The following is a 23205-nucleotide window of genomic DNA, read 5'->3' as shown; positions in this document are numbered from 1 at the left end:
CTCTGCGCGCGATAAAGTATATTTATTCATCTATACTCAGTTATTTGTATAAATATAAGTATTTTCCCCCATTTTTCCAAAAAAAAAGAGTGATTCGTGAATTTTATTCCGAATTTCTTTTTTCTTGTTCTTTGACAAAAAATCCTAAATTGCTAAGATTATACCACACTGTTTTTGGAAAAACAACCTTTTATTTTATTTTTTTCACCCCGAAAACCATTTTGGTAAAATCCGAATAAATTTTATTTATCAATTCCGCGGGATTTGCATATATTATACAAAACAAAATCAGGAACAAACTATGCCAGAAACAAATTTAATTGATAAGGGACAACTGCGTATCTCCGCCGTTTCCGAAGAGAGCAGCATCCCGATTGATAATGCGTCCATCGAGATTTCTATGACCGGTGAGCCGGACCGGGTCTTAGAGCGGCTTACCACCGACAACAGCGGCAACAGCGACACCATTGAGCTGGATGCCCCACCGGTAGAATACAGTCTTGAACCGGGAGACAACCAACCCTATTCCGAATATAATCTGAAAATCACGGCCCCCGGATATGAGGAAGTCGAAATCTCCGGAATTCAGATTTTATCCGGCCAGCTTGGATTGTCCAACGTGCGTATGACGCCGGTCGTCACCCAGACTCCGGCTTATAATCCGCTGGTCATCGGGGCTCATACCCTCTGGAAACTCTACCCGCCGAAAATTGCCGAAGCAGAAATTAAGGATATCGATGAAACCGGCGAAATCGTTCTCAGCCGGGTCGTCATTCCTGAAACCATCATCGTCCACGACGGGCCTCCGACTGATACAAGCGCCGCCAATTATTATGTTCCCTTCCGGGATTACATCAAAAACGTAGCCTCCAGCGAGATCTATGCCACCTGGCCCGAGCCCACCATCATCGCCAACATCCTCGCCATTCTTTCATTTACCCTGAACCGGGTTTACACAGAATGGTACCGCAACAAAGGTTACAGCTTTACCATTACATCCTCAACAGCCTACGACCACTTTTTTGTCTATGGGCGAAATGTATTTGAAAACATTTCCCGGGTTGTGGATACCATTTTTTCCAACTTCCTGTCCCGACCAAATGTACGCCAGCCGATCCTCACCCAATATTGCGACGGCAAACGGGTAAGTTGCCCGAACTGGATGTCCCAGTGGGGCTCCAAATATCTCGGAGACCAGGGATACACGCCATTGGAAATTATCCGCTATTATTACGGAAATGACATGTACATCAACACGGCGGAACAGATCAGCGGTATCCCGTCATCCTGGCCGGGAGCCGACCTGACTGTAGGCTCCACCGGCGCCAAAGTCCGCCAAATGCAGGAACAGCTTAACCGAATTGCCCAGGCCTATCCGGCCCTGCCAACCATCGCTGCCGATGGCATATACGGTGAGCGGACCCGTCAGGCTGTCGCGGATTTTCAACGAATTTTCGGACTTCCGGTCACCGGAGTTGTCGACTATCCTACCTGGTTTAGAATCAGTGATATTTATGTCGGCGTCAGCCGAATTGCCGAACTTCAGTAAACATCTCCGAAAGAAACCAAAAAGAGAGCCAATGACTGTGATCACCCACAAGTTCATTGGCTCTCCGCAAGTTATCGATTATAATTCCAGCCTCATATAAGTCACATCCTGAAATCCCGTTATACGTGAATTAAAGCCTCTGGGATTTCTGCCGTATTCAACAAATCCGGCCTTTTTATACAGTGATACCGCACTTGCATTTTCAGTAACTGCTTCCAGTTCAAGCTGCTTATATCCTGCAGCCCTTGCACACTCAATGCAGGCTGCCGTTAACGCCTTTCCAATCCCAAGTCCCCAGAATTCCCTGGCTATACCTATGCCAAATTGGGCCCGATGCCGAACTTTATATTCTTTGCCTACAGCTCCGATTCCTGCTGTTCCCACAACCACATTATCAACCAGGGCAATAATTTCAATCTCATTTTCACTCTCGGTTTTTTCTTTCAAAAACCGCCTTTCCTTCTCCACATCAAAACTGTTCTCATCCGGATAAAAAAGCAGATAATCCGTTTCCCTGTGGGTCAGATTAAAATTATCAAGCACCGCCTGTCCATCCTCTTCTGTTCCGTTTCTCAACCAACATTCCTTACCGTTTTTTAATATGATCTTTTTACTGTATTTCATAACTATTCTCCATTCATGCAGATTATCCGCCCATAGGTATTCTTTGAATCTTCAACCACACGGATTTTCCCCTGCCGGATATAATATTCAATCCGCTTCGCATACCACCAGTCCCCGACGCTGACCGGAAAACAGCCGAGAATATCCCCGATCAGCCGCGCCTCTTTCACCGGCTTATCGGTAAGCTTTTTCCAAATCAGGAAATCATAAAAATCCTCCGGGACGCCAAGCACCCGCCCATTGATAACTGCACGAAGCGGACTGTTGTCGTCCGCCAGCTCGCTCCATAAAAGCCCGTAAAGACGAATCTCTTCTTTAGAAAGTTTCTTTTCGTAAGGCAGGAATCCGGCAAATTCTTCCGCCGCCACCTCACCCCAGTTTTTATAAATCGTAATACTCTTTTCCCGCACTGTATATTCGGGAAGTTTGACCACCCGGATTTCATTCTTATACTTTCTGAGCATCCGGCACAGGTGATAAAAGCCGCACCTGGAGTAAGGCGCATCGCTATACCATATCCGCACGGTTTCCCCGTTATCCAGAAAGCTTTTCAGCCGGGACAATTCTTTCACATAGATATCCGCCGTCTGCTTCAATTCTTCTTCCATGGCCTCACCCTGCTCCCACTGATCCTGAGCATACATGGAATAAATGAGATTTTTTCGATATAAACTGTCCACCTGCTCTTTAATATCCCCTATATCCAGCATAAATCCGAGGCAGACGACCTCCGCCGCCGTTCCTTCCACCCATCCGGCAAAGGGTCTCTCCGGCGGCCGCTTTTTCCCGGCCATCCATACGGAAGTCGGGCCGTCGACCCTTCCGATCACTATTTTATTCTTTGCCGCCTTCATTGAACCGGCTTCACTCTCGCCAAACAATACTTCAATCACAGAATCCCTCCTACCCACAGTCTGTCTCTTAGATGACTATTCAAGAGCTGAACCATTTCTTCAAAGGCAGAGCATCACAAAATTCGAAATGTTTTTCAAAACTATGGCTGATCCTCCCGATGAGCCCGCCGTTGATCAATGCACACACAATCGTTCCCAGCTTCACGCCCTCAAAATGGCCAAAGCCAAAAAACGCAAAAGACAAAATTACAGCGATGCCGCAGCTGCAGCAATCATAAACGGTTTTTACCACGGCAACATCCTTATCAAGCTGTACAGATATTTCTTTCACAAATAATTCATAGGCCTCCGGCGCAATATACGTATGAAAAAACATGGCAACGCCGAAAGAGCATAAAAGTAAGCCTATCACATAAAAAACGAATCGAAAACCCAGTCCGCCGCCGGGGATATATCCCACAATCCAAATGCAGAAATCCAATACAACGCCATAGAGTACCGCTGTACAAAAAGAAAAAAGGTACATTGACTTAAACCTTCTTAGCAGAACAGACATTAATACCAACAGGATCGCCTGAAAACAATATTCCGCCATGCCAAAGGTAAACCATCCGGCAAATTTGGATATCTTCAAATACACCAAATAGGCCGGTGCGACCACCATGGACATGCCAAAATCCGCCCGTTCCATAAGGGCAGTTCCAAAAGCTAATAGAACAAGCCCCCATACGTAAGCAATTTCTGTGTAAAACACCTTTCTTCCGCCCATCATAATCCTCCTTTGTGTGTCGAATCCTGTAGATAGATGATGATTGAAATATACAAATCTGTCATGATAAAATGCCATTAGTTACCGTAGGCAGAGTCCGATTTTCAGGCCCTGTCCTTTATTTTGTATTATAATGCAGATTCTGGACATGTCAAATGTCTTTTATAATTATATAAAAGCGACTAAAAATAGTTGCATCTTTTATGCAAAAGTAGTATATTATGCGTAAAGGAGAATTAGCACATGAGTAAGAAAGATAAGCTCATAAACAGGCTTCTTAAAAGACCTAAAGATTTTACTTTTGATGAAATGGTATCTTTACTTTCGTATTTAGGATATGAATTGAAGCAAGGTAAAACTGGTTCAGGAGTTAAGTTCATAAAAAGGGACTCAAATGAAGTGATAAATTTCCATAAACCACATCCGAGTGGAATATTAAAGAAGTATATATTAAATCAGGTTATAGACAAATTAAGAAAGGACGGATTGTTATGAGTGATTTATTATCATACAAGAATTATAATGGCACCGTAGAATATTCTAAGGAAGATGGCTGCCTTTTTGGTAAGGTTATCGGAATAAAATCACTATTATCCTATGAAGGAGATTCTGTTAAGGAACTTGAGCAGGACTTTAAGAATGTAATCGATGAATATTTAGCAGACTGTAAAGAACGGAATGTGCCGCCTGAGCATCCTTATAAAGGAACATTTAATGTTAGAGTCAGCCCTGAATTGCATAGAAATATTGCCATATATGCTATTGAGCATGGAAAGAGTTTAAATGCCGCTGTCGAAGAAGCTATTGGGAATATGGTTGGTGTATAAAGGAACATCATATAAGGCAGAGTCTGATTGTCGGGCTCTGCCCCTACTTTGGAAGCTGGCGGTATTTCTCAATGTAAAACACCTTTCTTCCGCCCATCATAATCCTCCTTGTTCATCGAAAGATGTGCGCTCTATTTCTTCATTTTCGTTAAACCTCCCACGGCAATTCCCACCAGAAGTCCTAACGCCAGATTGTCGATCATAAGTCCAAAAATCAACCCCAGGCTTATTCCTAATGCCACGCCATCATTTGCATCTTTATTTGAATTTTTTTTCACTTTATTTTGCTCCTCCAATTGTGATCTTCCCGTTCCAACTAAATTCTCATCAAACCGGAAGTTATAGCGCTGATCAAACTTTTATTTCGTATCCATATTCATGCAGCATAAAACCATCATCAAATACTTCATCATAAGCACCATCAACTTTTTCAAAACCATTCCTGATATAAAATTTAATCGCCGGCTCATTTATATCCGCTACAAAAAGTCTTAGATATTCAGCGCCTGATCCTTTGGCAACTTCCTTAGCCCTGGCAAGCATATAACTGCCTGTCCCTTTTTGTGAATATTTAATATTGACACCCAATCGGTTAATATACAAAGCTTTTGCATGGTCATCATGCCATTGAACTGCCTTTTCCCCCGGGTCGGTATCGCACACAACAAACGCCGATATCATTTCACCGTTATTAAACAAAACATAAAGCCGATTGTTTTTTATATCCTCCTCAAAAAATTCGCAAGGGTAAATATCATCCCAAATTTGAATGTCATGCTCATTCATGTTTTTAATAATTTGCTTATACATATCTTTTAACTGTGATAAATCCTGCATAACTGCTAATCTAAAATCCATTTCATTATCTCCATAACCTTCCATTAGTCTCTTTAGCCGTATTGCCAGTATACCATAAAAAGCAACCGTTACATTAAAAATACTGGAGTAGATTCAAATGCTTTTAAAAGAAAATTTTAATGAGAAACACATTCGGGCACACCGTATGGGTATACCTTATCGCGCGGAGCCTGACGAAGCGCGTCCATGCGAAGCATTTGACATACGGGATGCCCGAATGGGTATACATTTATCGCCGTGGAAAGACCTTTTCAAATTCTTCGCAAACCACTTTCATTTTCCCATCAAACTTTTTATCTATGGCGTTCATTTCTTTTATAAAAAATTCACGGTGAACTTCTCTCCAGTATTCAAGCGACAAATCTCCTTCTCCCTCTCGATATGCATGATACGGTGATACTTCGTTAAACGGAACTATGTATACTTTCGTTGTTCGAACGATACATACTGCATTTCTATGTGAATCTAATATAATACTATATTCTCCAAACTTTGGGAGCGGTGCGTTTTCCTCCACGTAAATTGGATACGCTGATGAAGTAGCCGTCTTTTTTCCGACGAATACAAGTTCTGCCAATCGATCGGCATCGGCCCCAAAGCACCATGTCTCATACTCCCCTTCAACGCCAAATTGTTTCCACATTCTCACTGCATCCATACATCACATGCCTCCATAATTTTCCATTGATCTCTTCATCCGTATTGCAGTATACCATAGAAAACAAACACCTGCCAATAAATCTTCTGCTGTTAGCGTCAGCGGATACAATACAAAAAGCAAACTAAAGAGAGGCTGCACACAGTTCCGTATCGAGCACAACCTCCCCTGCTATTTTCGATAATTCAACATATAACTTATTTACCGTTTATCATATCCCTATATTTTTCAGACAGGGCTTTCACTGTAAGCAGCGTAAGGGGAGAGTCAACCGCTAATCAATTTTTTCTTGCCATCCCTTAAAATCAGAAGTTGTCTATTTCTTTTTCAATTCTTGAATGGCTCTGACGATCGCACATATACAGTTTCCGATCATTCCTACTCCAAAAATGATTGCGGAAATCGTAAGAACATTAGGATTCATATCTCCAAACACTTCTATCATTAGCGGAATAAATGCGAGAACTTCAACAATCAAAAAGATGCCATTCAACAAATGCACTTTCCTCATTTTATTGCTCCTTCCTTAACAAACCGGAGTTTATTTTCGAACAACTTTTCTCATTCCAGAGCCGCAAAAATCATGTGGAATCAGCTTAAATCCTAACTTTTCATAAAAAGATTCTTTCCCTTTTTCGGCAATTAACTGAATACTGGAGCGCCCGCCAACAAGTGTTTTGTCTTCTACATATTTTAGTAGCATATTCGTGATATTCGTTCCAATTCCATATTTTTGGAAAGCAGGGTTCACTACGATGTCTGCTATCATATAATACATTCCATCACCTATCAGCCGCCCCATTCCGACCATCTGCTCACCTTCGACTACAGATACTGTGTACAAACTATTATTAAGAGCTCGCTGCATCTGGTCTTCTGAAAAAAGCTGCCAGTCAACACTTTTCCTAAGTGTACAGTAATCTTCATAATTTAGCGCATTTTCTCTATATTCCATAATATCATTTCCTCGTCAAACCAGATATTACCTAAATGTGAATCTGAAAATCTCCAAAGTCAAATAAACCTGCTCCTTGTGTCAATTGCCCGTTCTTTTCTATTTCCCCAAATGCTTTTGATACTTTACCCACAATGTCGGCAGGAACAGCAAGCTGGTGGTGGGCAGGTAAAATTCGATCAACAGTCAGGGCTTCAACTCTTTTTACAGATTGATAGAACTGTACCGGATTAGTGGTTGGATAAAAAGCATCAAGGCAACCCAAATATATTAAATCACCCGAATACAGATATCTCCGTTCAGGCTCATAGAAGCAGCAGTGTCCGGGCGAGTGACCGGGGGTATGGATAACTGTCAAATGGCGGCCGCCCAAATCAAAACTGCTTCCATCCGCAAATACCGCCGTTGGTTCGCCCTGAAATATCTGATAGTCAGTCAGTTCAAACTCCGGCGGGAAATCACAAGGCTTTGCGGTGAGGTTATGCTTCACCGCTTGCAGAGGGATGGGAAAATGAACAGCCAGTCCTTTTCTGCTTCGTGGACTTCAAAGTGGGAGAAATGCTGATGTCCTCCAATGTGATCCCAATGGACATGGGTCGTTATCACCGTGACGGGCAGTTCAGTCAGATCGTCCACCACTTCTTTGATTTTGACGATTCCTAAACCCGTATCAATCAAAACAGCCCGCTGTGCCCCACACAACAAATAGCAGTGGGTTTCTTCCCAATGCTTGTATTCACTGATGGCATAGGTATCAATATCGATGCGCTCTACTGTAAACCAATTATTCATATCTTATCCTCCACGACTCCCAATTTATCAAGCAAACTGTTCTATCCAGTTATCAAGATATTTCATTTGATTCTCTGTGTGAAACCAATGCTCTCCATTTTTCATGACAGTAAGCGTTGCATTGCTCTGATTTACAAATTCAGATACGGTTTCATAGGATGTCAAATTATCTTTTTCGTCGTATAAAATGTGGGTCGGAATAACCCATAGGACAGGATGTTCCCTTACATAGCAGAGATACTTCCACGAAAGAGTCTCGCCAAAGGTTGTTTCAATTTCGCCTTTTTCACGAAGTTCATCCTCGGTTACACTTGCCCACATCATCATATCCGTAATCAGCTTTTCCATATTCACAACGGTAGAAATGAAAAACGCTTTCTCTATTCGCTTGTCGTTCAGGGAAATCATCTTCTGCGTCCCAAGGTGACTGTGCATCATAATCAAGCCCAATTACCTCGCTGTCCTTAAAAAATCTTTATAATGCTCTGCTTCCGCTACATTGCCGCCTTTTCCGTGTATATATACGATTAATTTATGCATAAAAACATCCTCCGCAAACTAGAAGTTAACAATTAAAATCTAATTGAACCAATTTCTTTCCATTTGGTAATAGATTTTCTGTCTGTGCTATTAAATTATACCCAATATCTTTCATAGCCTGAATCAGTAAATTTTCTTCCATTTGATGATGGACTTTATCAAGGTCATCAAACACATGAATATATGGTGAATCAGATACCCAATTGCCATCTGCATTTATCTGAATAATACATGAAACATATTTTGGGCAAACGTGCTCGACTGCCTTTTGAAAACAATCATATCCAATATACTCAATTAACAAATTGGCAACCAACAATTCAGCGTTTGGAAGTTTATTTGTTTCGTCAATCAAATCTACCTGTATACATTCCAGTATTTCTGAAATATCTGAATATCTTTCTTCAACTGCTTTTAAATACTCTGTATTAATATCAATCCCATATACTTTTTGATATTTACTCTTATCAATATGTTCCAAACCATTACCACCGGCTATTCCCAAAACCATAACAGAACTTACTGGATAGGCATCAAATTGTCCTTTCATCATTTGATTCATGTTCTGTAATTGCATAACAGAATCTAATTGCATATGATTTTCATAATCAGACAATGATATTTCTTTCCACGGATTAGCCACAACATCTCCTCCTTAAACTTGGATTTTCCAATTCTATAAACAGGAATTCTGATAAGGCACTTTTTACAGCATTTATTAACTGTTATATCTTTTTCCCTCATGTTACGGACTCTCATAAGGACAACAAAAAGAACTGATTGTCCTCTTTTCTCCAAAGTTCAGTAAATCAATTAAATTTCTCAATCAAGTTCCTCCGTTCTTCGCATTATATCCATTGAATAAATGCTGTTTTGTCGTCACTGTTATAACCTGCCTTTCTGTAAAAATCCAAGGTGCTTTCTTTCTTAGATCCTGTGAGCAACATCATTTTATAGCAGTTTTCTTTTATGGCAATCTCTTTGGCATAATTCAGGCATTGCGTTGCCAACCCTCTGTTTCTGTATCTTTCATCGGTTATCACATTTTCAACAAAGGCATATGGCTGCTGGTTGTGCGTCAGATTTGGAATGATGACACAGACACAGGAAGATACGATTTTGCCATTTTCTTCCACAACAATCACATGATGGTCTTTATCCTGAAAAATAGCATCCCAAATCTGTAATATTTCAACGTTCTTTTCCGGCATGGGATTATCATGTAACTGTGTATACAATCTTAATAAACCATCTAAATCATCTTTCACGATTTCCCTAATCATACATGACATCCTTTCATATTGTTCACTTTATTCATCATTTTTTTATTAAAATCACATTTTCACAGAAATGGAAAAAGGTGTGTTAAAAATTTCAGTGCAATTTGTCACAGCTATTACTCCATCAGGAATTTCTTTATTATTCCGATTTATCCAAATAGTATTGATTCCCAAATTGGATACCCCTTTAATATCACTATTTAAGGAAGCACCAATGTGTACGATCTCTTGTGGATTCAAATTTATTTCTCTTAAAGTCTTTTCAAATAATTCAGACCGGGGTTTATACGATTTCGCATCTTCGCTTGTAAATACCATAACGGGCATTAAATTGTGATAATGGATTGCAGCCATAACATCATCCGTATCTATGTTGGGCCCTATATAATATGGAATATCACATAATGCCAAAAATTTGCAGCATCTTCATGCACAATCGTTCCATAAAAACAAAAACAATGCTTTTATCATCAATATGTAACCCTTTCATAAAATATAATTTTTCTAAAAATAATACGCCGCAAATTTATCATATCATATTGGGGGATGTTTATCATCAAAAAGTTATCATATGATAAAGACCGAAGGACTATCTCGCCCCTCGGTTCTTGCTCTTAGCTGTCTTTTGTTGCTGATAATTTGCTGTTCTCTCTGGTGGATTCTTCAAGTGTTCAAGTATGCTTCCCTTATCCTGCTTGTGGCTGCCTTCTCCGTAAGTTTTTTCCCATTCAGCAACCTGTTTCCTATAAGCTGCATAGGCGCTATGAATCTTGCGGTAAATCTTGTAAAACTCCTGCACATTTTGATAACCGTATCTTCTGACAATGCCCTCGATGACATCTTGAAGAAAGCGAGGAAACAGCAGCTTAAAAACCGTATGCAGTATGGCGAACTCTACCACCGAAATTTCTATAAGGAAGTCATTGAGAAAAATCGGGGGCATTATGAGTGTTACAACTTGGGAATGGCAGAGGATGCACCGGAGTTAGAGGGTTTCCATTTCCACACATTAAGGCACCCGTATGTCAAGCCCACGACAAAAAATATATTTTGCAAAATCAGAAAACCCAAACTACCAAAGTATTTGATAGTCCGGGTTTTCAGATTTTTATTTATTGTCTGTGAATATAGGCAGTGCATGATGGGCATAAGCCATACTCAAGAAGATCTACATTTACCATTTCTCCACATCGTTCACATTTCGCTAGTTCGTTTTCGTGACCACAATAGCAGCACCTTCCTACAGTCAGAAAAGATTCATCGATGGATACGCCAAACTTCCCACACTGCTCACAAGGAAAGTCGGCGATAAATTGTACTGCGCCCTTGTTTTCATAGGAAAGCGCGTCCAATTTTTCCGGATAAGGATTCAAAGACTCAATGGCAGCAAGAAGATCATCTTGAAATCCATCCAGTCCAGAAATATCATACTCAGGATTATCCGTAGCTTCCATAATTCCTTCTTCGCTTTCACACCCATTCCCATTGTGAAAGCGAACTTCTGCTTTGCTAATTTCTCTTCCATATCTGTCTTTGGCAGCAATATAGCAGACACTATCTTCGCCGAGGCCATCATCAATAGAGTATTCCGTAACAATATCTATTTTTGCGTTACCATCCTCAACGGCCGGGCAGGATATTGTGAACGCAACTTCATCTTCATTGGGTGTAGTCAAGTCGGAAATATCATAACAAACATCCAAATGGTACTGTTGATAAATCAAATCATAAAGCTCGTGCAGGACTTCCTCAAACCAGTTTTTTATCTCATTTTCACCCAAGACGTCCATACCAGTTTCATCTGCTAGCCGCTCACGATAGAATTCTTGCTCATATTCATCATTTTCCTGTTCTACTTGCCATGTTTGAATGACTTCATCCGCTGTCTCGTCATGTTCGAATTTGAGATCTGCTGACAAAATTAGGGAGTCCATTTTCTCGAAATCTTGAAGAATTACTTGATAGGCACTCCAAGAGAGCACCTTACTATGTGCAACATGATTACGATCTTCAATAAAATTGTGGACGGCAGTTTTGAAAGCGCTTGGATCATCAATATATGGAACAAAAAGATCATCCCAAATTCGTTTATCCACAGTTCTCAGATTTTTAATATACTCAGCTATATTGTTCCCTGTGGTCTTTTGTCTGGCTCCCATCGCTTGAACCTTTGTATAGTCTTGTCGGCTCAGAATAACATCATCCCGGTATGTAACCCCTTTGAACATTACCCCAACCAAAGTCTCGAGGGTCATAGAGAGAAAGTCTGTATTAATGTTGTCAAAATCAGAAACACGCTGGATAAACTTTTCTTTCAGAGTGTTTACCGATTCGGCTTCTTTTTCCAAGCCAGCTTTTTTAATCCAATCTACACCAAGGAAGTGAACTAGTACCTTGCTTGCAAAAGCTCTTAGATTGTTTTCGATTACAAATGTCTTCTCATATGCGTTTTTACACAACGCAGCTGCCTGCTCATCCACAAGCCATGTACATTGGTGCCAATCTGGGAGAAGCCGGTTTTTCAACGCAATTTTCAGTTTTTCGAGTCTATGGTCGTAACCTTCGGTTTCTGGTGCTGTGATGGTAATTTCTAAACGGGCTGCTTCTCGATTATATGTGCTGACGGCAAATGATATATTGTACTCTGAACCAGCAGTTGATGAGAGCACAAATGTCTCATTTGCTATACGATCACGAGAACCAAGGTATTTTTGCTCTTCCCAATCTGAAGGTGTAAGGGTATTTAACACATCAGTAATTACATTTTTACAGTAATTATCACCATGATAATGCTCTACATTCCCCTCTCCAAATTCTGGATGATGTTCTGTTGTATAGGTATATAACTGATCCATGCTTCTAATGCCGTCCATTGAAAAAGATATACGCATTTCCACCGGCCTTTCTATTTGCTAATTTTGACTATCAGGATAAATATTTTTGAAAGCAAACTGATAAATATGTTAATGCAGATCATCTTGGCACTAATTCGGCAGTCGACATGTTTCATACGAATGGCTTAGTTTTCTTAGTGTGTAAAATCAAAAAACAAGTGATGCAATGTGATTTCACTTTCATCTGTGGATCTCTTGTGTTGTGAAGCGTACTGCGGTTCTTTGAAACGTAATTCCCGGGAAAGATTGCTTATTGGCGCAACCGTTGCGATTTCAGTAATCAGTTCCGTTACAATTTCCGAAATCTTTCCGCTTAATACATACCCGATGATTGAGGATTCTGATGACTGTGATCCATAGCGTCCTGATGTATAGTTTTTTACTCCTGTATCGACATATCTTTTAATTTTATCTTTCTTGTGATTATAGAGATTCTTGCATTCTGCGCCGAAATAACTGTTTGAAGTATCCCAGTCACGAAAACAAAAATCAATCGTAGGTTTATATCCACGACGCTTTTTTAACGTGGGATCTGGGTACTGATGAACAGGTCCAATGTTGTTTATTCTCAGAGTGGTGGCCCGATTCTCTTTGGCCCAGCGCTGCGATATTTTCCCATACCATTCCAAGGTGATATCATCTTCCTCAGCGGTTTCGGAGATAGTTATGTTCATATCTGTTATTAAATCATGATATCCCTGCCACAGAGTCAATAAAATCTCATTAACCCCAGAAGGGCCAAGCCGCTTTGCTAAATCGTCCGGAACAGCTGTGGATGCTGTTATATTTCTTATACTGCTCATTGTATCACCTCCATGCCTTGGAAATATCTTCGAATATCTCATCTGCATCCCTGCAAGCAGCGGAATATGTCCAGTATTTACATTGGGACGGCTTAATGATAAGTATCCTATTCGGCTGGTAAATTCGGAGATTTCGCCTAATGAATACCATTTTCTGGTTATCGGCCAATGCACTGTCCAAGCTTAGGAGTATTTCATTCAACCTATCATTGTTTTTTACAAAATTCAGATCCGTATCACTTTGTTGTCCAACATTTAAAACAAGTACAGACAGCGGAGCATCGCCAAAATATAGGTCTCCAGTTAACCCTGTACTTGCTCCAAATGTGTTCGTCAGCACCTCACTAATGGAATTATAATACAGTTTGTAAGCATCGGTTTTCGGCCGTTCAAAGGATACTGAATGCTGCTTGTTTTTGAAATAGTCATATACATAATCAATTACATCGTCTATTTGATAGCTTTCATATTCTTTTAACCGATACATATGGCGCACAAATTCTTCTGCTTTTTCCTTTTTCGCTGGCGAGATCGCCAATTCATCAAATATTCCACTTGCTTCAGCAATTTCTGCATCGCTTGGACTGGGGATGGGAGTTTGCCAGATATCTCCTGCTTCTAACTCATCTCTTTCCACAAGCCATTTCCTATTTGTAAGAATATGATAGTACGAAAAAACTCTCGAGCCAATTATCACGCTCAAGTATTTAAGCTTATTTATGTTGCCGTGTACTCCTAAAAGGCTATGGTTAAACACAGCATCATAATCCAGCACTTCTGAAAGAAATGTTCCATTTTTATGGCTCTGTTTAATTATCAAGTGTGGAGCTGCAAAAATTTCTCTGGAATTTTTAACAATGCACTCAAAATCATCGAAATCAACTATCGGAAGCTCATCGGATGAAACGTAGTATGGTTTAAAGGATTTGGCTTCCACCAATGGAAGACCTTTGAAGTCATAACATTGGCGTTTCCTGTTTCCTCTTTTGAACCCCTCTGCAGTTGTCATGTGATTTTCTTCAATAAATGATGCCATAGGTGCAAAAGTACTTTGCATTTTTCCTATTAATTCAAGATCTCTAGGCGATCCCCACATTGCAATTTTCCAAATCCTATCGTCATCAATAATGTCACGGGGTATTCTACATATATCGGTAGGATCAATAGAAAACTTCCTGATATCTTCAATTGTGTAAATTGGCTTTGGCGTACAATAAACTATTGGCTGATCGATCTCTTCCTTTTTAGGAGTATAGATAATGGCAGCAGCAGGTCCACTAGCGTGATCAAACAAGAATTTTCTATATACCGATAGATTAATAATCGCTAGTACGTTGTTATCGGAAAACAGATTTGCCCTATATGTCCTACTTTTATCTGATCTATTAAAAAGCAATCCTTTGCTAGGCATAAGGAGACAAATAATTCCGTTTTGCTTGCACAACTCTGAGCACTTGATAGAAAATGCCTGCGCAATTTGTTTATCACCTATGACGCGATTTGCTTTTTTCAAGTACTCTTTCGTTTTTCCAGTAATGCTACTCTGCCAAGGCGGATTGCCGACAATGACATCATATCTTATGTTATTAAAAGATTTATCCTCATCGAAAAAATCACTTGAAATCAAGTTGTTTTCTAGTAGACGCGGAAATGAAAGCTTATCCCAGATGCTTCGTGGATCAAGGAAATCACACATAGCTAAGCTCAGGCTAAACGAGGCAACTCGAATAGCTTCTTCATTAATATCTACACCGAAAATACTGCTTTTCAAGAGAAGATTCAGTTGATCACAGGTAATCGTATGAACATCGTTTTGGGACATCCATCTGCAAACAAGTCTTCTGTATGCCTCAACTAAGAAAATGCCCGAACCGCATGATGGATCAAAAAAGGATGTATCTTTATACTCGCCTTCCCACGGATACACTTCATCCATGACCAAGTTGACAAGATGGAGAGGTGTATAATACGTGCCCTTCTCATCATCTTCGTCTGACAAGTGAAAAAACAACTCATAGATACTGCTGATCAATTGAATAGGGATAATGTCAAAACTATAAAATGGCCATAACGCGAGTTGTTTGCTCTCTAATTCGCTATCACCTAGAATAAATGTGCGAAGCTCATCCAAGTCATTTTGAGTAATAATCTCTATTTCGACTTCTGAGACTTGCAGTGTATCACCATTAAATTTCTCTTTAAGTGTTCTAAACAAGCTATAAGTTGCCTCTTTACTATTTAGCACATCGGTATACTGTTTTGCTGACTTCAAAAAATTGGAATAAAAACTTTGCGGAAATACTGTTTCTCCGTTTGAATCTTTTCGTTCTTCCAGGTACTTAATAAAAATCGAACGACTGAGCAAAGAGTGAACTACGCTCGTGATTGTTTCCTTACTCTTATCACACCTTTTGCTTATTTGATTGATCAGCGTTCTTCGCATTATTCTCAAATTTGACATCAATGTGGCATCCACCCGGCTTTGAGCGTCAAATCTAGTCATGCTTTGCCGCCAATATTCGCCGCTTTCAAGTAATGAGCGATGATACTTCTGTAGTGCAAGTCGCTGTGAAGCCAATCCATTGGTCAAGCTTAATGTTTCAATTATCCCTGCGGTGGGGTCAAGGTTTCCGTTCTCAACGGTTTGAGGTGACTCGTAGTTGTTATAAATCAAAATCTCATCCGGAGTCACTACAAATAGCAGCGGAGCCTCCCCGAGATTCCATGAAAGACGATGCAACTCTGCAACTCGTTTTGCATCATATTTCTGGATAATGGAAAAATAGATAAGCGGAACTTTGGCAATCCCATTTGCATCGCGAAGAAAATATACGGCGTCAATTCCTATCTTTTCATGAACTTGTGTATAGAATAGTCTTTGAAAAGGGGTCATGCTCCGCAAACTGTCTTCTGTAGCCAAACCAGTACTGCTATTTATATCAAGGCATTCAAATATGCCATTTAACAACTCACTCATATTTCTGCCCCCACGTTAATTATTTTTCAAAACTAATCACATGTTGTTTGATTGATGCTTGGTAATGTAAATATAAAATCAAGACAGGCATATTTCCATACTCGATTTCTTGTGGCATTGTTTCCTTGCATAATTAGATTGTACTTTTGCAATATTGCAAATACTTTAGAAATAGAATTGTATGATAAGTTTAGATGCTTTGCCGCAATAGGAATACTTGTAACAGGGAAAGCCTTAAGGTACTCATACACGCTCCAAAAACTTCTTGTTTGTGGCACGTCAGCCCTTAACCTTTCCTCGTTCAGCTTAATTGTTTCTTCGTATTTCTTAAGCAGCGCCGCACTGGTTTGGGCAGATTCATTGATAATCCGTATGAAATATTTAATCCAACGTACATAACCACCGCTGTATTGTGTTGCGCTGAGTATGTCAAAATACTCGTTTTTATTGAAGAACAGGTGTTCAGATAGACACAGTCCAGGCAACGCTTTGTCTGCGATTTTTTGTAGAACCATGAATATCAGGATACGTCCAACAACCCCATTATACTTCTCGAATGGGTGTATCATTTCAAACTGATAGTGTACCAACGCAGCTTGAATCAGAGGATCATCCTCACTGTCATAGAGATAGGCAGAAATGTCGGCCAATGATGGTAAAACATTTTCTGGAGCTGTTGGATTATAGATTTTTAAGTTTGATATTGCTTGTTGCAAAAATATTTGGGTGTCGCGGATACCTATTTTTTGCTTTAAATTATCACCATATAAAGCAATGCCGCATATTTTGCTGTAATCTTGAGCCGCAAACTGCATACCAGTTGCTGCTTTATAAGCTAACGCCAAATTATTTATAGGCTCTATATCGCCCTTGCCTACACCTCTTCTAACTAATATATCACTAAAATCTGGTGCATCATAATCTATCATTCTGGAATAGGTGCATTCCTTTAAGAGCATCAATTCACAAAACGAGTTTTTATTTGGTGCATACTGAAGCAAACCTTCTAACAGCCCAAGGTTGCGATGTGCCTTAACCAAAAGCGCAGCAAGTTCATCATCCATTTTGAAAAGTGTAGCGCCTTTCAATGGACGTGGTGTGAAAGTATAGTATGTGAAATTAAATTTTTCATTTTTTCTCTGTTCGGTGTAATCTCCTGTATACGGACGCATTTCTATCCCTCAGTCACTATTTTGCTTGTTTAATTATAGCAGATAATCGCGAATAAAGGAAGTAGTATTCTGCAATTAATTTCAAAAAATCACGGAATAGTGCAACATAATAGCCGGTTTTGCTTCCATGACTTAGACATACCTACACAACAAACCTGTTATCAAACGGGGCGCAGCCAAAAGATGTGCAGGAACTCTTAGGACACTCGGATGTAAACGCAACCATGAATATCTATGCGCACGCTGCAAGGGAAGCAAAGCGGGATTCCGCAAAGCCTTGAAAATAGGGGAAAGTTAAATCAGTTAGTAGATAAATTGGAATTTGAAAACAACGATTTCATAAGTGGTTACTGCCCCACATAGGGCTTTAATAAAATCCTCCAAAACGCTTGAAAATAAAGGATTTATCGCAATGTGTCCGCCTTATCCCTTTATACGATTTCACTTGTGTTTATGCTTCCCTTGCTATCTCATAAGGGCAAAAACAAGAGAAGAAAAATTTGATAACAAGTTATAACAGCAAGTGGCAATCGGGAAACTGTGACATATGTGCGAATATATGATACGGGAGGATTTCAAGATGGACAAGTACATTTATGATAAAAGCAACGGTCTTTGGTACGAACTGCAAGGGGAATATTATCTGCCATGTCTTACCTTACCACCCGAAGAAGAAAAACCTATCGGGATATGGGGGCAGCGGCACAAACGCTACCTGAAAGAGCATAGAAAAGCGACCTACACAACGCTTCTGACCAGCGGTAAACTCAACACTTATCTTGCCGACATCAACGAACAGGCGCAGGAACGATTTGAAAGGCTCATAGAACAGATGAAGCAATCGCAAGGCATAACGGAACAGCTAAAGGCGGAAAATGCTTTAGAATGGGTTGGACGGCTCAATAACATACAGGCATGTGCAATGGAGATTGTGGAAAAGGAAATCATATACATATAACAGATTGGCAGATTGGCGGCAGGGTTTTGATACTCTGCCGCCAATCTATACTTACAAAACCTTGATATGAGACAATTTGTTCTTTATATTCCATACACAACAATTCCGACACAAGCTGATATAACAATCAGCATGATTGGTGAAATTCTCTTTTTGAATATTGATTTTGCTCCAACTATCATTGCCACCAAAATTGTGGTAATAATTATAGCTTGCACATTTACGGAGGTTTCTCTTGCCAAAGAAACACAGTTACTTATTACCATATATACGCCCGTAGCGAGGATAATTCCGATAATGCAAGGCTTTAGTCCTCGTAAAATCGCTTGCATATACTTGTTCTTCAATAGAGTTTTCAAAATGACCATCACAAGAAGAATGATGATAAAAGAGGGCAGCACCACCGCCAACGTAGCAAGGACAGCCCCCAAAAGCCCAGCTTGACTGCTCCCTACATAAGTTGCAAGATTGACCATGATAGGACCGGGAGTGCTCTCACTAACTGCAATCATATAAGTCAATTCTTCGTCTGCAAGCCAGCCATAAGAAAGCACTACATCCCGAATCAGAGGAATTGCCCCATATGCACCGCCAAAGGCAAAACAGCCTACACGCAGAAAGCCAAGAAACAAATCAAGATAAATCATTTCCCTGCACCGCCTTTCTGCTCCAACGGATTGCTTGCGACAAAAACAACAAGGCTGATAACCCCTGCGATCAACATCAGACTAATGGACGAAAAGTTCCAAGAAAAGATGTTGACAAGAAGCATAACAATGAACGAACAAACCATGATTGTGCGTGGCAAAACTTTTTTGTGCATTTTCTTAATCATTGTGATTGCAGCGTCCAAAATCAAAATACCAACGGCTATCTTGATACCCCTAAAAGCGTTTGCAACAATTGTAATTCCCAAGAAATTGTCAAGAAACATAGAAATTACATAAATCACGATAAAGGACGGAAGTACAATGCCAAGTGTAGCAATTAAAGAGCCTATCAATCCGGCCTGTCGGTAGCCGACGAAGGTAGCGCAGTTAATGGCAATCGGTCCGGGGGTAGACTCGGCAATAACGGTGACATTCATCATATCGTCATGAGTAATCCATTTTTTCTTTTCGACGCAGTTATTTTCTATCAGGGAAATCATCGCATAGCCGCCGCCAAAGGTGAACAGACCGATTTTCATAAAAGTAAAAAGTAAATCGAGCAAGATATTCTTCTTCATGTGCAGTTCTCTCCGACTTTATGAATGGTGGCATTTACAATGTCCCGTGTGAGTTTCGTTATCATGGTTATGTCCGTGGCAAAACTCTTTCACTTCGTCGGAGCATTTGTTCTTATCTTGGTTGTGACATTTTTCCGCTTCTTTGTTTTGGCAACCGCCTTGCATTGGTGAGCAGGCTTCACGCTCAATCTCGGCAAGAGCTTCAATCTCGCTTGCCAGTTCGTGCAATACATCTCTGTTTACATCATAGTGCATGAAATAGCCTTTCTTTTCGCCTACAAGAAGCCCTGCTTCACGCAAAACTTTCAAGTGCTGTGATACCGCCGCCTCAGAGATTTCAAGTTTTCTTGCTAATGCCCGCACACAATAATTGTGCTGCAACAGTAGCGTAACGATTTTTAATCGAGTTTCATCAGCTATTGCTTTTAATAGCAAAGTTTTGTCCATAACTTTCTCCTAAATTCTTTTTATTTAAGCGTTTGCTTAATTATATTCTATCAGATGTTTTTGAATAAGTCAACGCTTAATTAAATTTCTGCTTTGTTATGTAATGCCGCAAGGTAGTAGCTTACCCTGCGGTGTTGCTGTCTAAGTCAAAGTTATCTTTCTCTATCAAAGGATTTCTTTCGTGGTTTCTGCTGTCTGCCTTGCTCCTGTAACTGTCTGAGCCTGTCTCTGACGCTCTCCCTTTCGGGCGGCTTCGGCGGTCTGCTCTTTTCTTTCACTTGTCGCTCCCACTTAGCAAGGTCACGGTTGTATTGTTCTACAACGGCTTCCGCTTCCCGATAGGTCGCCATGAATGCCTGCACATCGGGATAACCGTCCTCCCTGAGAATATCGGGGAGCTTATCCAGCCTTTCGGATATTTCCTTCTCGGTCTGCTGTATCTGCTCGGTAAGAGATTTGCGCTCCTTGCCTTTGAAAATGCCCTTTGCTTCGGAAAGCTGTTCTTTTAGTTTGGGAACTTCCTCCTGCAAGCTGCGGATTGCTCTCGCTTCGTCCTGTACCCGTATCATCAGATTTCGCATGGTGCGGAACTCTGCCATATTGATACTGAGCGTGGGCTTCGGCGGAATCCCGTGTTCACGGATAAGGTTCTGTAAAAAGTCCTTTGCCTTGCTCACGATACGACGAAACAGATTGGGCAGCCAGCCGCCTTTGCGGATAGAACTGCTAACCTTGTCGTGTATCTCGGCTTGTTTGATTTCCAGTATTTTAGCTTCTTCAATCCCCGATACAAGCGCCATATCCGCCGTTCTGTTCCATTCCTGCCTTGCAGCGTTGTCGGCTTCAATCTCTGCGGCTTTGGGATTGTTCTTGCCTATTTTCTTTGTCGGCAGATACACGCTATTTTTGTCAAACACCTTTAGGTGCTGTTCAGGATCGGAAATGTGACGGTTGATAAGTTCCGTGTAACCTTCCTTTACCTCCCGAAGAAAAGCCTCGCTCTTGAAGCGCTCATCCTTTACGGTAAACATGTGGCTTTCGTAAACCTCTCCCTTTTTGATAACGGTACAGCCCTTTCTGATCTGTCCGTCCTCACCTGTGATTTCCTTCTTGGTGCGTACCCGTTTCCCAGTTTCGTCAAAGAATACGCTTCTCGTGGCAATCTTCACATCAGGCTCAGGAAGCAGCTTCCTTTCGCTGAAAATCAGGTGAATGTGGTAATTGGTCTTGCGCTTGTTGTGGTGCAAAGCTGATACGCATTCCACGCCGTACCGTCTGCGGAACTCGTCTGTAAAATCCTCAAGCACCTGCTGCGGCTCGTACTGCGTGTAAACTTCGGGCAGGGCGATAATCAGCTCCCTTGCTTCGATACATTTTCCCTCTGCGCCGCTGCGCTGAAACTCCTGCTGGCTCTCCCTTGCGAGGTTGCTCCAAAAGGCATTGTCAGCGGTGCGGTAGGTGGCGTATAGGTTTTCCTGTCTTGCGTGGCTGGTGATATACGATATTCTTCCCTTGACATTAGGCAGCTTCGATATCTGTATGAAGCTGTGACTTGCCATAATCCAACCTTTCTTTGAAATATACCGTTCTCATTTTGCAACCGTTTTGACGGTTGCCGCTGTTTCGGCGGCTGTGCTGACGAAACAGCGGAGAAAATCGCAGCAGCGGTTTTCTCTGTGATAATGCTGAAAACGGAAGTATCAGCGTTATCACAAGCTCCCCGCAGGGGCGAAATACCCTGAGTACAAATCGTCAGATTTGTGCGAGGGGTGTATTTCACTCTCAAACGCCGAGGGCTTAAGAGAACGGTTACTCGACCTTGCGGACATCGTTCTGACTGAGCAGGTTTCTTCCCTGATTGACTGTCATAAAACGCTCCAGCGTGTCCCTGCGGATAATGGTTTTACGCCCTACCTTTAAGACAGGCAGCTTGCCCCAGTCCACCAGCTTCCGCATTGTGTTTCTGCCGATACCCGTACATTCGGCGGCTTCCTCTATGGTCATACCTATTTTAACTGCGTTCATTATCTCATCCTCCTTTTGAAATACTCGTTTTGCAACTCGGCAATCTTAATTATACTTATTTTGCTATCTCATGTCAACCTGTTTTGCAACTGTTCAGGAATTATTTTTTAATATTTATCTCGTTTTAGGGTTGCAATCTGCGCTTTGATGTGCTATAATGATACTCGTCAGGAGGTGAAAACCTTGAAAAAAGAAATTGAGTTCACCGCAAAACAGGTCGGTGAACGGGTAAAGGAACGCCGAACAGAACTAAACCTTACCATGCCTGAGCTTGGAAGGCGTATCGGCGTAAACAAATCCACCATTCAGCGGTATGAAGCGGACGGCGTTGACCCGAAGCGTACTATGATTATCAACGGTCTTGCCGATGCGCTGCTTACCACTCCCGAATGGCTGACAGGGCTTTCCGAGGAAAAGGAATATGACGCCCGCACGCTCTGCCAAAAGGACATTGAGGATCATATCAAAAAGTACCTTGATACAGTTTCCTCCACGGTCAGCGGAGAGCCGCACCAGCAGCTTCTTACTACATTCCTCGGCAAGATGATTGACCTGTACTCGGTGCTGTGCCACTATTTTGCCAACGCTATGGCAGAGGTTGACCGTGTGGCGGAGGACGAGGGCCTGAAGCAGTCGATAATGCGGTATGCGATTGAAGTTGGAGCAATCGAGGAGCGGGTTTATCGCAAAGAAATGGAAATACCGATCGAAGATATGAAGCGTTTTTTAGACGGAATTTTACATATCTACGATGAGGGACGCACCAAAGTATCTATGGGCGACCTTTTCGGGATAGTGACGGAAGCCGAGAACAGGCTGTCCAAAAAAGAAAATTCCGTGGCACCTTGACAAAAAAATATGCCGGTTGAAACCAATCGGCAAAAGTGACATTCTTTACTTTACGCACACCATATGTCACAGTCCCGATTGCCACGGATAGAAAGGAGTTTTTATCTATGGCAAAAGGTTCTGTAAGAAAGAAAGGCAAAAAGTGG

The 23205-nt window shown here is 41.2% G+C and carries 28 protein-coding genes and 2 pseudogenes; 6 read left to right on the top strand and 24 right to left on the bottom strand.

The features are described from left to right. Positions 1-301: 301 nt before the first annotated feature. Positions 302-1549 carry a peptidoglycan-binding protein gene (locus tag ACMN7X_RS09015; RefSeq protein ID WP_418747133.1) on the top strand — a complete coding sequence of 416 codons (1248 nt, stop codon included), beginning with the start codon at positions 302-304 and terminating at the stop codon, positions 1547-1549. 78 nt (positions 1550-1627) lie between these two features. Here the strand turns inward: ACMN7X_RS09015 and ACMN7X_RS09010 are convergent, their stop codons facing one another. From ACMN7X_RS09010 to ACMN7X_RS09000, 3 genes are read right to left on the bottom strand one after another with little or no spacing between them, the layout of a single operon-like run. Beyond that, positions 1628-2173 carry an N-acetyltransferase family protein gene (locus tag ACMN7X_RS09010; protein WP_418747132.1) on the bottom strand — a complete coding sequence of 182 codons (546 nt, stop codon included), beginning with the start codon at positions 2171-2173 and terminating at the stop codon, positions 1628-1630. Between the two features lie 2 nt (positions 2174-2175). Continuing rightward, positions 2176-3066 (bottom strand): DUF3658 domain-containing protein, encoded by an 891-nt coding sequence (locus tag ACMN7X_RS09005; protein ID WP_418747131.1) that lies wholly within the window; start codon positions 3064-3066, stop codon positions 2176-2178. 40 nt (positions 3067-3106) lie between these two features. Beyond that, positions 3107-3796, bottom strand: coding sequence for a DUF6198 family protein (locus tag ACMN7X_RS09000; protein ID WP_418747130.1), 690 nt, complete (start codon positions 3794-3796; stop codon positions 3107-3109). A gap of 243 nt (positions 3797-4039) precedes the next feature. Here ACMN7X_RS09000 and ACMN7X_RS08995 point away from each other — a divergent pair, with 243 nt between their 5' ends. Further along, entirely contained in the window at positions 4040-4291 is a 252-nt protein-coding gene (locus tag ACMN7X_RS08995) for a type II toxin-antitoxin system HicA family toxin (protein ID WP_418747129.1), read from the top strand. After that, positions 4288-4623: a type II toxin-antitoxin system HicB family antitoxin gene (locus tag ACMN7X_RS08990; RefSeq protein ID WP_418747128.1), complete on the top strand. Its 336-nt coding sequence runs from the start codon at positions 4288-4290 to the stop codon at positions 4621-4623. Before ACMN7X_RS08995 ends, ACMN7X_RS08990 begins: the two co-directional genes overlap by 4 nt. Before the next feature lie 131 nt (positions 4624-4754). Here ACMN7X_RS08990 and ACMN7X_RS08985 read toward each other — a convergent pair whose 3' ends face one another. The 16 genes and pseudogenes from ACMN7X_RS08985 to ACMN7X_RS08910 form a co-directional block, all read right to left on the bottom strand. After that, positions 4755-4901, bottom strand: a complete 147-nt coding sequence (locus tag ACMN7X_RS08985) for a hypothetical protein (protein ID WP_418747127.1) — start codon at positions 4899-4901, stop codon at positions 4755-4757. 73 nt (positions 4902-4974) lie between these two features. Further along, the gene (locus ACMN7X_RS08980; protein ID WP_418747126.1) at positions 4975-5481 is read right to left on the bottom strand and encodes a GNAT family N-acetyltransferase; all 507 of its coding nucleotides are present in this window, start codon (positions 5479-5481) and stop codon (positions 4975-4977) included. 229 nt (positions 5482-5710) lie between these two features. Continuing rightward, a complete protein-coding gene (locus ACMN7X_RS08975) occupies positions 5711-6139 on the bottom strand; it encodes an ASCH domain-containing protein (protein WP_418747125.1) in 429 nt (142 codons plus the stop codon). 316 nt (positions 6140-6455) lie between these two features. Then, complete coding sequence (locus tag ACMN7X_RS08970; protein ID WP_418747124.1) at positions 6456-6650, bottom strand: hypothetical protein; 195 nt, start codon at positions 6648-6650, stop codon at positions 6456-6458. 30 nt (positions 6651-6680) lie between these two features. Then, positions 6681-7094 carry a GNAT family N-acetyltransferase gene (locus tag ACMN7X_RS08965; protein ID WP_418747123.1) on the bottom strand — a complete coding sequence of 138 codons (414 nt, stop codon included), beginning with the start codon at positions 7092-7094 and terminating at the stop codon, positions 6681-6683. Between the two features lie 31 nt (positions 7095-7125). Then, positions 7126-7452, bottom strand: coding sequence for an MBL fold metallo-hydrolase (locus tag ACMN7X_RS08960; protein WP_418747122.1), 327 nt, complete (start codon positions 7450-7452; stop codon positions 7126-7128). Between the two features lie 128 nt (positions 7453-7580). Then, positions 7581-7886 carry an MBL fold metallo-hydrolase gene (locus ACMN7X_RS08955; protein WP_418747121.1) on the bottom strand — a complete coding sequence of 102 codons (306 nt, stop codon included), beginning with the start codon at positions 7884-7886 and terminating at the stop codon, positions 7581-7583. Between the two features lie 27 nt (positions 7887-7913). Next, positions 7914-8426 (bottom strand): annotated as a pseudogene (locus ACMN7X_RS08950) (alpha/beta hydrolase). A 25-nt stretch (positions 8427-8451) separates the two neighbouring features. After that, positions 8452-9069, bottom strand: coding sequence for a methyltransferase type 11 (locus ACMN7X_RS08945; protein ID WP_418747120.1), 618 nt, complete (start codon positions 9067-9069; stop codon positions 8452-8454). 205 nt (positions 9070-9274) lie between these two features. Next, positions 9275-9709 (bottom strand): GNAT family N-acetyltransferase, encoded by a 435-nt coding sequence (locus ACMN7X_RS08940; RefSeq protein WP_418747119.1) that lies wholly within the window; start codon positions 9707-9709, stop codon positions 9275-9277. A 51-nt stretch (positions 9710-9760) separates the two neighbouring features. Then, positions 9761-10060 carry an HAD family hydrolase gene (locus ACMN7X_RS08935; protein ID WP_418747118.1) on the bottom strand — a complete coding sequence of 100 codons (300 nt, stop codon included), beginning with the start codon at positions 10058-10060 and terminating at the stop codon, positions 9761-9763. 235 nt (positions 10061-10295) lie between these two features. Beyond that, entirely contained in the window at positions 10296-10649 is a 354-nt protein-coding gene (locus ACMN7X_RS08930) for a hypothetical protein (RefSeq protein ID WP_418747117.1), read from the bottom strand. A 169-nt stretch (positions 10650-10818) separates the two neighbouring features. Further along, a complete protein-coding gene (locus tag ACMN7X_RS08925) occupies positions 10819-12561 on the bottom strand; it encodes a hypothetical protein (protein ID WP_418747116.1) in 1743 nt (580 codons plus the stop codon). 173 nt (positions 12562-12734) lie between these two features. After that, positions 12735-13403 (bottom strand): hypothetical protein, encoded by a 669-nt coding sequence (locus ACMN7X_RS08920; RefSeq protein ID WP_418747115.1) that lies wholly within the window; start codon positions 13401-13403, stop codon positions 12735-12737. 4 nt (positions 13404-13407) lie between these two features. Next, entirely contained in the window at positions 13408-16380 is a 2973-nt protein-coding gene (locus ACMN7X_RS08915; protein WP_418747114.1) for an HsdM family class I SAM-dependent methyltransferase, read from the bottom strand. Positions 16381-16412: 32 nt separating this feature from the next. Next, positions 16413-17552 carry a Fic family protein gene (locus ACMN7X_RS08910; protein WP_418747113.1) on the bottom strand — a complete coding sequence of 380 codons (1140 nt, stop codon included), beginning with the start codon at positions 17550-17552 and terminating at the stop codon, positions 16413-16415. Positions 17553-17683: 131 nt separating this feature from the next. Between ACMN7X_RS08910 and ACMN7X_RS08905 the strand changes: the two are divergent. Both ACMN7X_RS08905 and ACMN7X_RS08900 read left to right on the top strand, forming a co-directional pair. After that, positions 17684-17833: pseudogene (locus tag ACMN7X_RS08905) on the top strand (tyrosine-type recombinase/integrase); the annotation flags it as partial. A gap of 299 nt (positions 17834-18132) precedes the next feature. Then, positions 18133-18510, top strand: coding sequence for a TnpV protein (locus ACMN7X_RS08900; RefSeq protein WP_418747112.1), 378 nt, complete (start codon positions 18133-18135; stop codon positions 18508-18510). Positions 18511-18593: 83 nt separating this feature from the next. Here ACMN7X_RS08900 and ACMN7X_RS08895 read toward each other — a convergent pair whose 3' ends face one another. The 5 genes from ACMN7X_RS08895 to ACMN7X_RS08875 all read right to left on the bottom strand — a co-directional run bounded on the left by ACMN7X_RS08895 (position 18594) and on the right by ACMN7X_RS08875 (position 22210). Further along, positions 18594-19157: a chromate transporter gene (locus ACMN7X_RS08895; RefSeq protein ID WP_418747111.1), complete on the bottom strand. Its 564-nt coding sequence runs from the start codon at positions 19155-19157 to the stop codon at positions 18594-18596. Continuing rightward, positions 19154-19738, bottom strand: a complete 585-nt coding sequence (locus ACMN7X_RS08890) for a chromate transporter (RefSeq protein ID WP_418747110.1) — start codon at positions 19736-19738, stop codon at positions 19154-19156. The genes ACMN7X_RS08895 and ACMN7X_RS08890 overlap by 4 nt, the downstream gene beginning before the upstream one ends. A gap of 18 nt (positions 19739-19756) precedes the next feature. Next, complete coding sequence (locus ACMN7X_RS08885; RefSeq protein WP_418747109.1) at positions 19757-20185, bottom strand: ArsR/SmtB family transcription factor; 429 nt, start codon at positions 20183-20185, stop codon at positions 19757-19759. A gap of 152 nt (positions 20186-20337) precedes the next feature. Continuing rightward, entirely contained in the window at positions 20338-21744 is a 1407-nt protein-coding gene (locus tag ACMN7X_RS08880; RefSeq protein WP_418747108.1) for a MobA/MobL family protein, read from the bottom strand. A 250-nt stretch (positions 21745-21994) separates the two neighbouring features. Next, positions 21995-22210: a helix-turn-helix domain-containing protein gene (locus tag ACMN7X_RS08875; RefSeq protein WP_418747107.1), complete on the bottom strand. Its 216-nt coding sequence runs from the start codon at positions 22208-22210 to the stop codon at positions 21995-21997. A 174-nt stretch (positions 22211-22384) separates the two neighbouring features. Between ACMN7X_RS08875 and ACMN7X_RS08870 the strand changes: the two genes are divergently transcribed. Next, complete coding sequence (locus tag ACMN7X_RS08870) at positions 22385-23059, top strand: helix-turn-helix domain-containing protein (RefSeq protein ID WP_418747178.1); 675 nt, start codon at positions 22385-22387, stop codon at positions 23057-23059. Positions 23060-23205 lie beyond the last annotated feature (146 nt).

This window comes from Frisingicoccus sp. (genome assembly GCF_048388605.1).
Classification (GTDB): domain Bacteria; phylum Bacillota; class Clostridia; order Lachnospirales; family Lachnospiraceae; genus Frisingicoccus.
This window is presented reverse-complemented; position numbering and strand designations above follow the sequence as displayed.

Excerpts from the sequence above, each read along its gene's own strand:
- ACMN7X_RS09015 (WP_418747133.1), top strand. The coding sequence starts at position 302 with ATGCCAGAAACAAATTTAATTGATAAGGGACAACTGCGTATCTCCGCC.
- ACMN7X_RS09010 (WP_418747132.1), bottom strand. The coding sequence starts at position 2,173 with ATGAAATACAGTAAAAAGATCATATTAAAAAACGGTAAGGAATGTTGG.
- ACMN7X_RS09000 (WP_418747130.1), bottom strand. The coding sequence starts at position 3,796 with ATGGGCGGAAGAAAGGTGTTTTACACAGAAATTGCTTACGTATGGGGG.
- ACMN7X_RS08995 (WP_418747129.1), top strand. The coding sequence starts at position 4,040 with ATGAGTAAGAAAGATAAGCTCATAAACAGGCTTCTTAAAAGACCTAAA.
- ACMN7X_RS08990 (WP_418747128.1), top strand. The coding sequence starts at position 4,288 with ATGAGTGATTTATTATCATACAAGAATTATAATGGCACCGTAGAATAT.
- ACMN7X_RS08980 (WP_418747126.1), bottom strand. The coding sequence starts at position 5,481 with ATGGATTTTAGATTAGCAGTTATGCAGGATTTATCACAGTTAAAAGAT.
- ACMN7X_RS08975 (WP_418747125.1), bottom strand. The coding sequence starts at position 6,139 with ATGGATGCAGTGAGAATGTGGAAACAATTTGGCGTTGAAGGGGAGTAT.
- ACMN7X_RS08970 (WP_418747124.1), bottom strand. The coding sequence starts at position 6,650 with ATGAGGAAAGTGCATTTGTTGAATGGCATCTTTTTGATTGTTGAAGTT.
- ACMN7X_RS08965 (WP_418747123.1), bottom strand. The coding sequence starts at position 7,094 with ATGGAATATAGAGAAAATGCGCTAAATTATGAAGATTACTGTACACTT.
- ACMN7X_RS08955 (WP_418747121.1), bottom strand. The coding sequence starts at position 7,886 with ATGAATAATTGGTTTACAGTAGAGCGCATCGATATTGATACCTATGCC.
- ACMN7X_RS08940 (WP_418747119.1), bottom strand. The coding sequence starts at position 9,709 with ATGATTAGGGAAATCGTGAAAGATGATTTAGATGGTTTATTAAGATTG.
- ACMN7X_RS08935 (WP_418747118.1), bottom strand. The coding sequence starts at position 10,060 with ATGGCTGCAATCCATTATCACAATTTAATGCCCGTTATGGTATTTACA.
- ACMN7X_RS08930 (WP_418747117.1), bottom strand. The coding sequence starts at position 10,649 with ATGCCCCCGATTTTTCTCAATGACTTCCTTATAGAAATTTCGGTGGTA.
- ACMN7X_RS08925 (WP_418747116.1), bottom strand. The coding sequence starts at position 12,561 with ATGGATCAGTTATATACCTATACAACAGAACATCATCCAGAATTTGGA.
- ACMN7X_RS08920 (WP_418747115.1), bottom strand. The coding sequence starts at position 13,403 with ATGAGCAGTATAAGAAATATAACAGCATCCACAGCTGTTCCGGACGAT.
- ACMN7X_RS08915 (WP_418747114.1), bottom strand. The coding sequence starts at position 16,380 with ATGAGTGAGTTGTTAAATGGCATATTTGAATGCCTTGATATAAATAGC.
- ACMN7X_RS08910 (WP_418747113.1), bottom strand. The coding sequence starts at position 17,552 with ATGCGTCCGTATACAGGAGATTACACCGAACAGAGAAAAAATGAAAAA.
- ACMN7X_RS08900 (WP_418747112.1), top strand. The coding sequence starts at position 18,133 with ATGGACAAGTACATTTATGATAAAAGCAACGGTCTTTGGTACGAACTG.
- ACMN7X_RS08895 (WP_418747111.1), bottom strand. The coding sequence starts at position 19,157 with ATGATTTATCTTGATTTGTTTCTTGGCTTTCTGCGTGTAGGCTGTTTT.
- ACMN7X_RS08890 (WP_418747110.1), bottom strand. The coding sequence starts at position 19,738 with ATGAAGAAGAATATCTTGCTCGATTTACTTTTTACTTTTATGAAAATC.
- ACMN7X_RS08885 (WP_418747109.1), bottom strand. The coding sequence starts at position 20,185 with ATGGACAAAACTTTGCTATTAAAAGCAATAGCTGATGAAACTCGATTA.
- ACMN7X_RS08880 (WP_418747108.1), bottom strand. The coding sequence starts at position 21,744 with ATGGCAAGTCACAGCTTCATACAGATATCGAAGCTGCCTAATGTCAAG.
- ACMN7X_RS08875 (WP_418747107.1), bottom strand. The coding sequence starts at position 22,210 with ATGAACGCAGTTAAAATAGGTATGACCATAGAGGAAGCCGCCGAATGT.